General features: G+C 71.9%; 10 protein-coding genes and 2 pseudogenes. 2 read left to right on the top strand and 10 right to left on the bottom strand.

The annotated features are described in order from the left end of the window. Positions 1-100: 100 nt before the first annotated feature. A pseudogene (locus WJ438_RS24260) lies at positions 101-645 on the top strand (MarR family winged helix-turn-helix transcriptional regulator). 99 nt (positions 646-744) lie between these two features. Here the strand turns inward: WJ438_RS24260 and WJ438_RS24255 are convergent. After that, positions 745-1,388, bottom strand: a pseudogene (locus tag WJ438_RS24255) (TetR/AcrR family transcriptional regulator). A 301-nt stretch (positions 1,389-1,689) separates the two neighbouring features. Between WJ438_RS24255 and WJ438_RS24250 the strand changes: the two are divergent. Beyond that, a complete protein-coding gene (locus WJ438_RS24250) occupies positions 1,690-3,006 on the top strand; it encodes a M6 family metalloprotease domain-containing protein (protein WP_406727115.1) in 1,317 nt (438 codons plus the stop codon). 61 nt (positions 3,007-3,067) lie between these two features. Here the strand turns inward: WJ438_RS24250 and WJ438_RS24245 are convergent, their stop codons facing one another. The 9 genes from WJ438_RS24245 to WJ438_RS24205 all read right to left on the bottom strand — a co-directional run bounded on the left by WJ438_RS24245 (position 3,068) and on the right by WJ438_RS24205 (position 14,096). Further along, positions 3,068-4,282, bottom strand: a complete 1,215-nt coding sequence (locus WJ438_RS24245; RefSeq protein ID WP_406727114.1) for a helix-turn-helix domain-containing protein — start codon at positions 4,280-4,282, stop codon at positions 3,068-3,070. A 185-nt stretch (positions 4,283-4,467) separates the two neighbouring features. Beyond that, the gene (locus WJ438_RS24240) at positions 4,468-4,626 is read right to left on the bottom strand and encodes a hypothetical protein (protein WP_406727113.1); all 159 of its coding nucleotides are present in this window, start codon (positions 4,624-4,626) and stop codon (positions 4,468-4,470) included. 272 nt (positions 4,627-4,898) lie between these two features. Beyond that, positions 4,899-6,122, bottom strand: a complete 1,224-nt coding sequence (locus WJ438_RS24235; RefSeq protein WP_406727111.1) for an ATP-grasp domain-containing protein — start codon at positions 6,120-6,122, stop codon at positions 4,899-4,901. 57 nt (positions 6,123-6,179) lie between these two features. After that, the gene (locus tag WJ438_RS24230; protein WP_406727110.1) at positions 6,180-7,421 is read right to left on the bottom strand and encodes an ATP-grasp domain-containing protein; all 1,242 of its coding nucleotides are present in this window, start codon (positions 7,419-7,421) and stop codon (positions 6,180-6,182) included. Beyond that, complete coding sequence (locus tag WJ438_RS24225) at positions 7,421-8,845, bottom strand: hypothetical protein (protein ID WP_406727109.1); 1,425 nt, start codon at positions 8,843-8,845, stop codon at positions 7,421-7,423. The genes WJ438_RS24230 and WJ438_RS24225 overlap by 1 nt, the downstream gene beginning before the upstream one ends. A gap of 5 nt (positions 8,846-8,850) precedes the next feature. After that, the gene (locus tag WJ438_RS24220; protein WP_406727108.1) at positions 8,851-10,131 is read right to left on the bottom strand and encodes an ATP-grasp domain-containing protein; all 1,281 of its coding nucleotides are present in this window, start codon (positions 10,129-10,131) and stop codon (positions 8,851-8,853) included. A 35-nt stretch (positions 10,132-10,166) separates the two neighbouring features. Beyond that, positions 10,167-11,438 (bottom strand): MFS transporter, encoded by a 1,272-nt coding sequence (locus WJ438_RS24215; RefSeq protein ID WP_406727107.1) that lies wholly within the window; start codon positions 11,436-11,438, stop codon positions 10,167-10,169. Between the two features lie 7 nt (positions 11,439-11,445). Beyond that, positions 11,446-12,750: a metallopeptidase TldD-related protein gene (locus WJ438_RS24210; protein ID WP_406727106.1), complete on the bottom strand. Its 1,305-nt coding sequence runs from the start codon at positions 12,748-12,750 to the stop codon at positions 11,446-11,448. Beyond that, positions 12,747-14,096, bottom strand: a complete 1,350-nt coding sequence (locus WJ438_RS24205; protein ID WP_406727105.1) for a TldD/PmbA family protein — start codon at positions 14,094-14,096, stop codon at positions 12,747-12,749. The genes WJ438_RS24210 and WJ438_RS24205 overlap by 4 nt, the downstream gene beginning before the upstream one ends. Between the last annotated feature and the right edge of the window lie 32 nt (positions 14,097-14,128).

Here is a 14,128-nt window from a genome sequence, read left to right as displayed (position 1 = left end):
ACGATCTGTCATCGTTTTTTACTTGAAATATCAACCTCTGCCCCAGACCCTACCGTAATTTTGTTTAACCTTCAAGCAGAGGGGTCGTACAGTGGAGTACATGACGACGGCACCCACCTCCGCATCGGTCCCGGGGTCGGCCCCCGGCCCGGCACGCACCGACGAACCACGCTGGCTCAACGACGAGGAACAGCGCGTCTGGCGCTCGTACATCGAGGCCAGCACCCTCCTGGAGGACCATCTCGACCGCCAGCTCCAGCGGGATGCGGGCATGCCGCACCTCTACTACAGCCTGCTGGTCAAACTCGCCGAGGCACCGCGGCGGCGGCTGCGGATGACCGAGCTGGCGATGCTGGCGAAGATCACCCGCTCCCGGCTCTCGCACGCCGTGGCCCGCCTGGAGAAGAACGGCTGGGTACGCCGCGAGGACTGCCCCTCCGACAAGCGCGGCCAGTTCGCCGTACTGACGGACGAGGGCTTCGAGGTGCTGCGCCGGCACGCACCCGGTCACGTGAACGCCGTACGGCAGGCGCTCCTCGACCGGCTCACCCCGAACAGCAGAAGTCCCTCGGCGAGATCATGGAGATCGTCGCCGAGGGACTTCAGCCCAGCGAAGCGGGGGCGGACCTGCCCTGGCTCCGCTGAGCGCGGGAGCCGGGGCGGGTCTTGGGAGCCGTACGGACGAGGCGTCCCCTCCTCCTCCGTACGGGTGACTCGGTGACCGCGTCCATGGTCAGGGAGCGCTCAGCGCGTGCCCAGGTCCTCCACGGTCACCACCGCGCCCGGCAGGACGCTGCGGGCGGGGGCCCGCATCCCGTCCGGGAACGGCTGGAGATGACGGTGGACGAACCGGTCGGCGTGGACGCACCCCGTACCGGCCGGCGGCAGGCTGAGCCGGGCGACACCGACCAGCAGGTCACCGAAGTCCACGTCGGCACGGAGCCGACCTGCCGCCTCGGCGCGGTCCGTGATCTGTGCGACGAGCGTCTCGGCACGTACCCGCGCGGCCCCCAGGTCGGGGGGTTCCGGTCGAAGGTGCCGTCGATCATCGGGCACCACGCGCTGATCCGCTCATCGGCGGCGGTGTGCGCGAAACGCTCCAGCGCCTCGACGGCATCCCCGGTCTCGGCGAGCGCGCGCTCGGCCGCCTCCGCCGTACGGACCATCACGGCGCACACGACCTCGCGCACCAGCGCGTCGAGGTCGGGGAAGTTGCGGTACACCGTGGTATTGCCCACGCCGGCCCGGCGAGCGATGCCGTCGAACGGCACATCGGGGCCGAACTCGACGCACGCCTCCCGGGCTGCGGTGACGATCCGCTCCCGGTTGCGCAGGGCGTCGGCACGGGGCCGGGACACCTTGCGCGACACGGAAGGGGCGGTCTGCACGAGGCACTCCTGTCGTTCTGCCTGCCGCCGTCCTGCTCACTCTCGCGATCCGGGGAAGAACTCCCCGCTTCGCGCGAACACAGGTCCAAACGGGGAAGCGGTCCCCGCTTGTCCACCACTCCGGAATCTCTCGGTGTGATGACCTGCGTCACGCTTGACGGGCGTTCGTCGCCACCCCCCCACCGGCCCGGAAACCGCACGATCGGACCCTCCAGCGCGCGCCCGCACACCCCCCGACGGAGGGTGATCGGAAGGGTGCAGCCGGAGACCGGCGGCTGCCGCGTGGAGCGGAGGTCCCCGCATGCAGTCGCAGCCGACCAGCGGCCGGATACCCCCGCGCCGGCTGGCCGCCCTGGCGTCCGTGACCGCGTTGATCCTCGCCGCCGTCCCCTCGGCCGGCAACGGTCACCTCTCCCCGTACACCGCGGCCCCCGGCGCCGGCCCCAGCGCCCTGCCCCTCTCCTCCGCACACGGCCCGTGCATGATCAGCAGCGCCCGCGAGGTGCAGATGTCGGAGGGCATCCCCACGGACGGCGGCTACACCCGCTCCACCGGCACCGTCCGCGCCCTCACCCTCATGGTCGACTTCTCGGACGCCCCCGGCGAGGGCGATGCCCTCGCCCGCTACAGGGAGTTCTTCCCGCAGACGCAGGAGTGGTTCCGGACCAGTTCGTACGGCCGCCTCGACTACCGCCCCGAGGTGCCGATCCCCGGCTGGCTGCGGATGCCCAAGTCGTTTCGGGACTACGGCATAGAGCGCGGTGCCCCCTTCGACCCCGGCTACCGTGATCTGGTCCGGGACCTCGTGGCGGAGGCGGACCCGAAGGTGGACTTCGGTGCGTACGACCTGGTGAACATACTGGTGACCCCGAACGCGGGGCCCTCCGCCCTGGACACGGTCCTGTCGGTGACCTTCGCGGACAACGCGGAGGCCCCGACCGCGGACGGCGTACCCGTCGCCAACGCGTCGTTCGTCTACTCCCGCCAGGACGACGGATCCGGCTCCCTGGACCGCACGGGTTACCGCGTCCTCCCCCACGAGAACGGCCACGTCTTCGGCCTGCCCGACCTCTACACGGCCGAGGGCGGCGGCGCCGTGGGCCACTGGGACATCATGAGCGAGGACTGGGGCGCCAACAACGACCTGCTCGGCTGGCACAAGTGGAAACTGGGCTGGCTGGACGCGCCGCAGGTGCACTGTGCGGCGGACACGGGCACCAGTGAGTACACCCTGACGCCGCTGGCCGAGTCGGGCGGTCCGAAACTCGTCTTCCTCCCGCTGGACACCCGCTCCGGCTACGCCGTCGAGTTCCGCACCCGGGCCGGCAACGACGAGGCGGTGTGCCGCCCCGGCATCCTCATCTACAAGGTCGACGCGGACGTCGACACCGGCATGGGCCCCATCACGGTCTACGACTCCCGCCGCGAAAGCGGCGGCTGCACCCGCAGCCCCAACGTCCACGCGGAACTCTCCGACGCCGCCTTCACCCCCGGCGAGACCTTCATCGACCGCAAGGCGGGAATCCGCGTCACGGTCCTGGAGTCAACCACCCCGGACTCGGACTCCGGCTCGGGCTCGGAAGCGCCGGAGTACCGAGTACGGATCACCCGCTCCTGAACCCGGGCGAGCACCGGTGGGCGGTGGGAAGTCCGGGCGCACGCCCCCCGTGAGGACCCGGCTACAGCGAGCCTTCGGCCACTGTGCGCCAGACCTCGGCTGCGAGATCCGGCATGTTGACGGTCTCCACCTCGGCGGCGAGTTCCCGGAGCCGACGGCTCGCGTCCTGGTCGCCGGCCTTCAGGTCGAGGACTCCGCACAGGACCTTGAAACGCATCTGGTCGCGGTAGGTGAGCAGTTGGACGCCCCCCTCGGCCTGGACCGTGAGTTCCGCGGCACGATCGAGGTCGCCCTGGTGGTAGGCGAGCTTGGCTTTGAGGAAGAGCAGTTCGTGCCAGTGCCGGAGCGGGCCGGTGACCTTCACCAGCGGCTCGACGCTGTCGAGGAAGGACTCGGCTTCGGCGAGCCGGAGCGGCACCGACTGCATGGACAGCGAGGCGGCGGCCAGCCGCAGCCTGATCCACAGGAGGAGGTCGTCGCGGCTGTCGAGGGCACCCAGCGCGTCGAGCAGGAAGGCGAAAGCACGGGCGTGATTTCCCTGACGGGAGCTGACGGTGGCCGCGGTCCACAGCACCTCCGCGCACAGGGCGCCCCCGGCGCCTTCCGGCGCATCGCGGAGCTCGTCGACGATGCGGGCGGCCTCGGCGAGGTCGCCGAGCTCCGCCTCCGCGGACGCCAGGACGAGTTTGCTGCGTACGAGATCGGAGGCCGGGACCCGTACGCCGTGCTCCTCACTGGTGGCCAGCACCTGACGCACGGCGGTGCGTGCCGCCTTCGCGTCGCCGAGGTTCCGGGCGCAGCGGGCCAAGGGCAGTCGCGCCCGCACCTGGAGGGCCGGCCGGTCCAGCTCGTCGCTCAGCTCGTTGAGTCGCTCCAGAGCTTCCCGCTGACCGGAGAAGTCGCCGAGTGCCTCTTGGCACCGGGCGAGTTGAGCGAGCGCATGCCAGCGCATGAGGGGGTCCGCGTCGTCGGCGGCCGCCAGGGCCTCGACCAGGATGCTCGCGGCCTCCGCGCCGAGTTCCCGGTCCGAGAGCGCGGCGACGGAGGCCACCGCGTCGGTCAGGCTGTCCTCGGGCTGCTGCGCGAAGCTCTCCGCCGGAACACCGAGGCGTTCGGCGAGGTAGGCGACCGAACGCTCCGTGGGCCGGCGGCTGCCGGACTCCAGACGTGACAGGTAGGTGGCGGACATTCCAGGGCCCGTCAACTCGACCTGGGACTTTCCGCGCTGCTGCCTCAGCTGGCGTAGACGCCGACCGAACGCTGGCTGCTCAAGCAACTTTCACCTCTGCGCGGAACCCATGATGCACTCTCCCTGGTCGGACCGAGTGGGCCCGGCCAGGGTCCGAGGCTCGAAAGACTAGCCCATTATGACTTCACTCCATCGACGACTTGGCAATTCTTGACTTACCGGCGGCAATCAACCGGGTGAACAAGCGGGTTGCGACGGCCCGAAGGCGATACCTACGGCCAGTCGATCGCCGTGACCGAGCCGGACCGGCCGTCGGCGGCCACCTCGACGGAGTGCCCGGACGTGACGCCGGCTTCGAGCGAAAGACCCACGGACAGGGCGAGGACGGCCAGCCCCCCGGCGGCGATCTTGACAAGCTTTGCGATCTTCACGATCCGGCTCCTTGACATCCATAGTCCCGATTCCGCGTCCGACTGCGACCCGGCCTCACGGCACGGCCCGGACCTCGGGTCGCGCGGTCAGCTCGAACATTAGGCCAGGGGGTGAAGGTTCGGCAATGAATTGACAAACTTTGGCAAGAATGCGCCCTCATGGGCGCGCGAGCCTTGCCGACCTCATCATCCGGGCCTCGCGGGGAAGGGGCAGGGCGGTGCGCGGTGAGACATTTCCTGTACACGCACTGTCAAGCACCTCGCACCCGCAGTCAACCCTCGGTGAGGACGACCATCCTGGCGCACGCCTCCTCGCAGACGGCCAGGGCCGCGTCCGCGTCGCCACCGACCGCGATCACCTGGCCGATCCGGTCCCAGCTGGACCTGAGTGCCCCCACCTCGTCCCCGACGGAGACCGAGAGGTCCACGTCCAGGACCCCCTCGAGCGCGCGGGCCTCCTCGGCACCCTCCGTCCGCGAGACCACCCCCGGCTCGGCGGTCAGGAAGCGGGTCGCCGCCGCCCGCAGCAGCGCGGGCCGCTCGGTCGGAGCCGGCAGGCCGTCGCAGGGCCAGGCGACCGTGTAGGCCTCCATGTCGAATCCGTACGCCGCCTCCACCAGGTCCCTGATGCGGTCCCCGCCCGGCCGGTTGTGTGACTCGATCACCCGCGGCCCGTCCGGGGAGAGGCGCAGTTCGGTGTGGGTGGGCCCGTGCACCACGCCCACGGCGTCCAGGAACTCCACGACCGCCGCCTCGATGGCGCGCTCGTCGGCCGCGTCGATCCGCGCCGGGATCACATGCCCCGCCTCGACGAAATTGCCGTGCGTCAGCTTCTCGGTGAGGGCCACGATCACATGGCGGCCCTCGAACGTGAACGCCTCGACGCTGAACTCGGGCCCCTGGACGTAACTTTCGGCGACGAAGCGGTCCATCGGGAAGAACCGGACGAACTGGTGGTCGGAGCCGCGCAGTTCGACGATGCGCTCCCAGGCGGCGGCGACCTCCTCCGGCCCCCGCACCAGCTGGATGCCGAGGCTCGCGATGCCGTCGACCGGCTTGACGATGAACGGGTAGCCATGGGCTGCGCCGAACGCCTCCAGCGCCGCCCGGTCGGTGACCTCGGCCGCCGACACCGTGGTGGCCCCCACCCGCGCGAGGTGCTCGCGCATGCTCAGCTTGTCGCGAAGCAGTTTGGCGACGTCGTACGAGACGCCGCCGAGGCCCAGCAGGTCGTTGATCCGCCCGGCGACCTCCACGCCCGCCTCACCGGTGGTGGCCACGCGACTGAAGCCGTAGGCCTTGTGGGCGGCCGTGACGACCGGCTCGACCACCGACCAGTCGGCGAAGTCGACGAGGAAGGCCGCGTCGACGAGAGACGCGTGCTCGGGGGTGAACTGTCCGGGCTGCTGGAGGTACACGACCCCGAGCCCCTGCTCCACGGCCTTGCGCACATTGTCGATCCGGCCGCCGATGATCAAGACTCGCTCTGCTGACATGTGTTCCTCGTCCTGTGCGTGCTGGGGTTCCGTCGGGCGGTTGGGCGCGGGCGCGGCTCAGGCGGGCGCGTCCTCAGTGATCTCCACACGGGCGGATGCCCGCAACTGCTCTGTCAAGAGGGTCAGTTCGGCCGGTCCCGGGCAGTCGAGCACGGCGTACGCCAGTCGGTCCCCGGAATTTTCGGCGGGGCGCACGGCCGCGCCGGGCGCCAGCCGGGCAGCGTGACGGACCACCCCCGAACGGCCCGCCCAGTCCGTCAGGTCGAGGGACGTGAGAACTCCGGTCCGGTCCGCGCCGAGGAACAGGCTGCCCGCCGACCGGGTCGGCTCCTGTCCCGCCGACGGCAGTTCCGGCTCCTCGCCCAGGGCCATCCGCAGGACGGCCCCGTACACGTCGAAGCCGTGGGCCAGGGAGACGATCTCCAGGATGTGGTCACCCGGAGTCCGCACCGCGACCTCCATGATCACGAGGTCGTCGTCGGCACGGGCCCTGAACTCCAGGTGCACGATCCCGGTGACGACACGCAGGGTCTCCACCACGCCGTGGCACAGTTCGTCGGCCGCCTCGCGCAGCGCCGGCCGCCGCGCCCCGTGGCCGGCCTCGTGGAACAGCTCGACGAAGAACGGGGCGCCGGTGGTCTCCTTGCGGGTGAGGTTGGTGAACAGCACCTTCCCGTCCCGGACCAGCGCCTCGATGCTGTACTCCGGCCCCTCGACATAACTCTCGACGAGCAGCGGGCCCTCGTCGTCGCGGCGGCGCACCGCGTCCCGCCACTGACCGGGGGTGTCGATCCGCTCGACACCCACGCTGCCCTGGAGGGACACGGGCTTGACCACCACGGGCAGCCGGTCCAGCGCCCACTCGGACGCGTCGGACAGCCGCACCGTGTGGCGGTGGTCGGGCTGCGGCAGGCTCGCGCGCCGGAACTCACCGCGCTGGAGTGCCTTGTTGCGGGAGACCGTGGCGGCGTCGAGGCCCGGACCCGGGACGCCGAGCCGGTGCTGGAGCATCGCCGCCGCGAGCACGTGCGGCTCGGCGAACCCCAGCACCGCGTCCGGGGCCAGCCGTCCCGCCAGCGTCATCCCCGGGGGCAGCCACGCCTCGTCCCGGGCCGGGACGCCCTCGACCGGCTCGAAGTCGACGATGCACGGAAACCGGGGCGCCAGTTCCGCGTGCCGCTCGACGGTCTCCACCAGTCCCACCCCGAGGCCCATGCGCTGCGCCGCACGGAGATAGCCCTCCGCCATACCGCCCGCGCCGACCAGCACCACGGTCCGTTCCGTACCGCTCAGTGACATCACGACTCCTGACTCGTCGGCTCCGACTGCTTCACCACGTGCACCAGCTCGTCGGCGGCCACCTCCCGGGTGGCCGCCGCGCACAGCAGCCGCTCCAGTGCCGCCATCCAGCGCTCGGCCCAGGCGGGGGCGTGCACGCGGGTGTCCACCTGAAGCACCAGCCGGATACCGGACTCGCTCACGTCGGCGCTCAGATAGCGGGTGGACTGCCACACCAGATCGCTGGGGATCCAGCGGGTGCGGGCGCCCACCGCCGACCGCCCGAGCTCCGCCGCCGTCACCTCGCGACATGGCAACGCCCCGGCCCGGGGCCGGTAGTTGAGCGTGGGGGTGATGTCCAGGCGGACGCCCCGCTCCTGCTCGACGGCCCGGTGCACCTCGGCCAGCCGGTCCGGTGGATACGAACCGAAGCGCAGCGCGCCCAGGACGGCCGAGGCCGTGGCGCGGGCCAGTTCCGGGAAGGAGGAGCCCCTCACCGGCACGCACAACGGCACGGGCTGCGAGCAGGGCACGACGGCGTTGACGGTCTCGGGCCGGGACCTGTTGGCGGAGAGCATCTGCAGAAACCCCGTCGGGCTGTCCGCGAGGTGGGCGTCGACCGCGACCATGGCCGCGGCGAGCACGGTGGCGACGCTCTCCCCCGTACGGAGCGAGACGGCGCCCGCCGCGAGGTCCAGCGCGGGCGAGGACCGCGACAGGAACCGGAACCGGTCTTCCGCACCATGCCGAGGGCCCCCGCCGCACCGGGCGGCGGGGGCCTCCGGCATGGTGCGGAAGATTTGGGCCGCCCGGCGGAGCGTGCGGTCCGCCGAGCGGCGGGCGGGCTCACCCGCCTCGGCGGCGGCCTGCTCGTGGGGCTGGCGTCCCACCTCCCGACTCCGGGCGGCGGGCCACTCGGGGTGGCGTACGGCGACGGTGGAGACGAGGTGGTCGGTGACCGGCAACAGGGCGAACGCGTCCACGGCGACATGGCTGAACACCAGGGCCAGGAAGCGGGCCCGGCCCGCGCGGCGGACCAGCGCCGCGCGCACCGGCCACTCCTCGGTGACGTCGAACGGCGTCGCGGCCAGCTCGTCCATGACGGCGGTCGCCGTGTCTGCCGTTCCCCGAGCCCCGTCCGCGTCGTGGACGGCGAAACGCACGGTGCCCGCCGCGTGAACGCGCTGCGCGGCACCCGCCGCGTCGCGGACCACGGTGCTGCGCAGGCCCTCGAAGCGGTGCAGCAGGTCGCGCAGGGCGGCCGCCACGTCCTGCTCGCCCACGCCGGCCCGCAGCTCGTAGAGCCGCCTGAGGGCGAGCCCGCGCCCCAGGGGCCGGGCGAAGTCCGTCTCCGCCAGGTAGTACTGCTGGCTCCAGGTGAGCGGGGCCCGGCGGCCCTCGCCCGCCGTGAAAAGCACCGTGCGGTGCTCGGGGGTGGTCGGCATGACGGCTAGTCCCGGGCCTCGGACTCGTCGACGGGAGACCAGGTGAAGACCAGCTTCTCGCCCGCCGCCACGGCGCGCTCGAGGGCCTCGTCACGGTCGGCGCCCTCTGCGATGATCCAGGCGGCACGGTCACGGTTCGACCCGTTGGCCCGGTAGACCATGCCGGGCTGCACCCCAGGGCGCATGTGCACCTCGTGCACGCCCTCCGAGGCCTCGGCCTCGGCGACGCCGTCGATGGCATCGAGGCGGCCGAGCGGCGCCGACATCAGGAAGTGGACGGCGGCAGTGCGGTCACAGTCGGCGCTCAGGTCGGGGGTGCCGCCGAGCAGGGCGGTCATGTGAAGGCGGCACATGTCGACGCCGCTCGCGATCCGCACGATTTCGGGGATCCGGTCGCCGGCGATCCGCCCGTTGACCTCGATCACCCGGGCGTCCTTGCCGTCGGCGGTCAGCTTGAGCTCGACATGGGCGGGGCCCCAGGTCACCCCGATGGCCTTGACGGCCTGCTCGGCCTTCTCGACGAGCAGGCGCTCCCGGTCGCCCGGGAGGGCCGCGGGGAAGATGTGGCCCATCTCCAGGAAGAGCGGGGGCTCGCTGCAGATCTTCTCGCTGAGGCCGAGCACCTTGCCGTGCATGACCTCCGCGGAGTACTCGGCGCCGAGCACACACTCCTCCACGACCACCCGGGGGGCCACCTCCTGGCCGAGGTACGCGCCGATCCCCATGATCTCCCGGGTGATCGCGTCGACCTCCTCGGCCGTCTCACACCGGCGCACCCACAGGCTGCCGGTGAGGTCCAGCGGCTTGACCACCACGGGCAGGCCGATCGCGGCCGCGGCCGCGACGGCCTCGTCCGCCGAGGAGCACACCCGGAACGGCGGGTTGAGGCCGGGCGTCGCGTCCATGGCGGCCCGCATGGACGCCTTGGAACGGCAGGCGGCCACAGCCGCCGGGTCCGGGCCGGCCAGTCCCAGCCGGGCCGCCGCCTCGGCGCCCATGTCGCAGTAGTACTCGTACACCGAGGTGACTCCGACGAGTTCGCCGTCCGCGGCGATCTCCCGGCAGGCCGCGACGACGGCGTCGACGTCATGGGTGTCGCAGGCACGGATCGCGACGCCCAGCTCGGCGTAGTCGCGGAGGAGCGACGGCGCCATGGCCTCGGGCTTGGCGGACACGACGACGGGGGTCACGCCCTGCTCCAGCAGGAACCGCGCACAGTCCTGGCCCGCGCCGGTCAGAGGGGACTCGACGAAGACCACATAACGGGCTGGCTGCCGATCGGACATGGGAATGCTCCTTGATCAGGCCCTTCGGGGGGCGGTCACTTCGAGGTCTCGGAGGGGGAGGCGGCCGCGTCCTGCGGCGTCGGCGGCTCCTCGGCGGGCAGGTCGCGCATCCGGACCAGCCGGGACAGGAGCAGCCACAGGACTCCCGCGGTCATACCGGCGCCCGCGACGAACAGGCCGCCGCGCAGTCCGATCCATTCACCGAGGACACCGCCGGTGAGCGAGCCGAGCGAGAGGATGCCCCAGACGATGAACCGCACGCTGGCGTTCATCCGCCCCAGCATGTCCGGCGGGCACAGGGCCTGCCGGATGCTGACCTGGCCGACGTTGTAGACGACGATGCCGAAGCTGACGGTGAACCAGGGGACGGCGAACAGGGTGATCCCCCACCCGCCGTGCGCCAGCGGGATGAGGAGCGTGGTCGGCACGGTCAGCAGATACGCCAGCCACATCACGCGCACCTGGCCGAACCGGGCGGCGAGCCGGCCGGCCGCCGCCGCGCCGAGGATGCCGCCGAGTCCGCTGACCGCCATCAGGACCCCGACGGTGGTCCCGGACAGCCCCAACTCCTCGACGAGCAGCAGCATCACCAGCGGCATCATGACCGCGTAGAAGAAGTTGTACGTGGCCGCGGAGCCGGTGATGGCCCGGAACACCGGCTGCTGGAGCACGAACCGCAGACCGCTCGCGATCTCGGCGGTCATCCGACGCCGGTCCCCGCGGGCTGGTGTCTCCTCGACGGTGCGCATCCGGGACAGCAGGAACGCCGACGCCAGGTGGCTCACGACCTGGGCGGAGACGGCGAGCGCGGCACCCAGCAGCTGGACGAGGGAGCCGCCGAGCGTGGGTCCGGCGAGCCGGGCGGCGGCGTTGGTGCTCTCCAGCCGGGCGTTGCCCTCGACGAGGCGCTCCCGGCCGACCACGGCCGGGATGTACGACTGGTACGCGATCTCGTAGAAGGCGGTGGCGAAGCCGATCGCCAGGCTCGCGGCCATGAGGCCGGTGAAGTCGACCCGCTCCAGGGCGAACCCCACGACCAGGCACGCCAGGAAGAGGGCGCGCAGCAGGTCGCAGGTGATGAGGATGGGCCGGCGGCGCTTCCGGTCGACCAGCGTGCCCGCCGGCAGGCCGACGAGCAGGAAGGCGATCGTCTGCGCCGCCTGGAGCACGCCCATCTCGAACGGGGTCGCGGCCAGTGTCGTCGCGGCCAGCAGCGGGAGGGCGACCCGGCTCATGTTGGCGCCGACGGTACTGACCGTCTGGGCAGCCCAGAAGAGCCTGAAGTCCGCGTGCTTCAGCAGTGACATGGTTCGGCTACCGCCCGATCGTGAGACTGGACGTCCAGACGCCGGGGGTCGCGATGAAGGAGGTGTGGCTGCGGTTGAGCCGCGGCAGCCCGTCATGGCCGTCGATCCGACCGAGCAGATCGAACACGTTGCCGGCGACGGTGATGTTGCCGGCGTTGTGCGGAGTGCCGTCGGGGGTGACGAGGACCGCGTTGGCGCCGATGGAGAAGTCACCGGTGATGGCGTTCGAAGTGTGGGCGCCGTTCGCCTGCACGACCTTCAGCAGGGTACGGCCGGCGAGCGGGGCGCCCCCCATCAGGGTGGCGGGGCGCAACGCCAGGAAGCCGGGCTGCACGGTGGGCATCTCGCCGGAGGGCCCGCGGCGGCCGGACCCGGTGCTCACCGCTCCCGCGGCCGCGGCGGTGCGGCGCGAGCTGAGGAAGCCGCGCAGCACACCGTCCTCGATCAGCGTGGTGGGGCGGCATGCGGTGCCTTCGTCGTCCCAGGGCACGGGCAGCGGGCTGTCGGCCGCCGTGGGGTCGTCCACGAGGGACAGGCCCGGGGTGCCTATTCGCTCACCGACGCGGTCGGCCAGCACCGAGCGGCCCTCCAGGACGGAGTCCCTCTGGAAGGCGGGAACGGCGAGCATGAACAGCTTCGCCAGGACCCGCCCGTCGACGAGGACGTCGTCGTGGCTGAGCCGGGGCACGGGCGCGGAGGCGAGCACGCGGGCGAGGGCCGTCAGTTCGTCCAGCTCGGTGCCTTCGACGTCCTCGAGTACGGCGTCCACCGACCGCCCGAACATCTGGTGGGCGATGAAGCCGACGCGCCTGCCCTTGGCGGTGACGCGTGCCTGCAACTGGAAGGTGCCCGTCACGTGGCTCAGCGGCGCACAGCCGGCGCGGTGCAGCAGGACCCGGGACCGGTCGGCCCTGGCCCGCAGTTCGACGTTCACGTCGGCGTGGCCCGCGGTGAGCTTGGCGAGGCGCCGGGCCACGGTCTCGTCGAGCCGCGGGTCCGCGAGCGGGTCCGGCCCGGCGGCCGGCGTGGCGGGGCGGGCGGGCGGGGCACCGGCGGGGCCCAGCGCGCGTCCGACCGCGAGGGCGGTGTCGACGAGGGAGGCATCGGCTCCGCCGGGGATGTGCACGGCGTATCCCTCGCCGCCGTCCTTCCAGACGGTGAGGGCGGTGGCCGTGGCGGCGGTGGCCGTGCGGCGTTCCACCATGCCGTCCCGGCAGACCAGTTCGTCGGTCTCCTGGGCGTTCTCCCACACCTCGGAGTCGGCGCCCCGCTGTGCGGCCTGTGCGTTCAGGAAGTCGGACGCCTCGCTCATCGCTGGGTACCGCCGACGAGGAGGGAACGGACGCGCAGGGTGGGGCCGACCACGCCGACCGGCACCCACTGGCCGAACTTGCCGCACCTGGCCGCCCCGACGACCGGGTCGTCGGCTATCGCGTCGATGTCCCTGAGCATCTGCGTTCCCGTTCCTGTGATGGTGGTTTCCTCGACGGGGTCTGTGATCCGGCCGTTCTCGATCAGGAAGCCATTGGTCACACGGAAGGTGAACTCGCCTGTGGACTCGATGACTTCGCCGCCGCCGACGTGTTGCGCGAAGATCCCGAACTCGGTGCCGGAGATGATGTCCTCGACGCCGGACGTGCCGGCCTCGAGGCAGGTGTTGGTCATCCGGGGCTGCGGCGGCTGCAGCACGGTGGTGCACCGGCCGTTGCCGCTGGGAGCCAGCCCGAGCCGGGTCGCCGACTCATGGTCGGTCAGGTAGTTCTTGAGGACGCCGTTCTCGATGAGGGTCGTCGGTGTTCCGGGGAAGCCCTCGTCGTCATGACCGTAGGAGCCGACCGCCCCGGGGACCGTGGGGTCGTCCGTGATGGTGACCAGCGGCGAGGCGACGGTCTCGCCGAGCCGTCCGGCGTAGACGGAGCCGCGCAGCACCTCGTCGCCCTCCAGCGGGTGGCAGCAGGCCTCGTGCAGCAGGACCATGCCGCGTCCACCGGCCACCACGAGCGGGAGGTGGCCCACCGGGGCGGGACGGGCGTCGAGGCCGGTCACCGCGCGCCGGGCCACCTCGGTGCCGGCGGCCCCGGCGTCGATGCCGTCCACGGTGCCGCTCACACCGGGGGTGTAGAAGCCGGTGGACACCCGGCCGCCCCTGCGGGCGATGACCCGGACCGTGAGGTAGCTGAGCAGTCGGCGCTCGTCGTACATCCGGTCGTCCTGGGCGAGGACCATGTCCTGCTCGCTCAGGTCGAAGTCGATGACGACCTGGGAGACGGCCGGGTCGAAGTCCCGGGCCGACTGCTCCAGTTCGCCCAGCGCGGACAGGACAGCGGGGATGTCCATCCATTCCGGGCCGGGGCGGCTCCCGGCGGCTCGGCCGACGCCCGCCCGGGCAGGGCCGCCGTTCCCGTCGAGAACGGCTGCGCACGGGTCGAGCCCCGACACCGAGCGGTGCCGGAAGCCGTCGCGCAGCACGTACCTGGCGGACGTGCCCTCACCTCGCTGGACGCTGATGTCGCTGACCCGTCCCTCGGCGAACCGTCCGCTGGTGCGGTACCAGGCCTGGACGGCGCCCGAGGTGCCGACGCAGTCCGGTGGTCGGTGCCGTCGTATCCCGGCGACCAGATCCTCGGCCACCGCCCGGAGCGGCTCGGTAGCGTGCATGGGTCTCTCCAAGGTCGTTCCTGTTCGGTCGG

This window comes from Streptomyces sp. GD-15H, assembly GCF_045291515.1.
Lineage (GTDB): Bacteria > Actinomycetota > Actinomycetes > Streptomycetales > Streptomycetaceae > Streptomyces.
Note: the sequence above shows the minus strand (reverse complement) of the source record. Positions and strands in the feature narration are given on the sequence as shown.

Excerpts from the sequence above, each read along its gene's own strand:
- WJ438_RS24235 (WP_406727111.1), bottom strand. The coding sequence starts at position 6,122 with ATGTCAGCAGAGCGAGTCTTGATCATCGGCGGCCGGATCGACAATGTG.
- WJ438_RS24230 (WP_406727110.1), bottom strand. The coding sequence starts at position 7,421 with ATGTCACTGAGCGGTACGGAACGGACCGTGGTGCTGGTCGGCGCGGGC.
- WJ438_RS24205 (WP_406727105.1), bottom strand. The coding sequence starts at position 14,096 with ATGCACGCTACCGAGCCGCTCCGGGCGGTGGCCGAGGATCTGGTCGCC.
- WJ438_RS24215 (WP_406727107.1), bottom strand. The coding sequence starts at position 11,438 with ATGTCACTGCTGAAGCACGCGGACTTCAGGCTCTTCTGGGCTGCCCAG.
- WJ438_RS24225 (WP_406727109.1), bottom strand. The coding sequence starts at position 8,845 with ATGCCGACCACCCCCGAGCACCGCACGGTGCTTTTCACGGCGGGCGAG.
- WJ438_RS24250 (WP_406727115.1), top strand. The coding sequence starts at position 1,690 with ATGCAGTCGCAGCCGACCAGCGGCCGGATACCCCCGCGCCGGCTGGCC.
- WJ438_RS24210 (WP_406727106.1), bottom strand. The coding sequence starts at position 12,750 with ATGAGCGAGGCGTCCGACTTCCTGAACGCACAGGCCGCACAGCGGGGC.
- WJ438_RS24220 (WP_406727108.1), bottom strand. The coding sequence starts at position 10,131 with ATGTCCGATCGGCAGCCAGCCCGTTATGTGGTCTTCGTCGAGTCCCCT.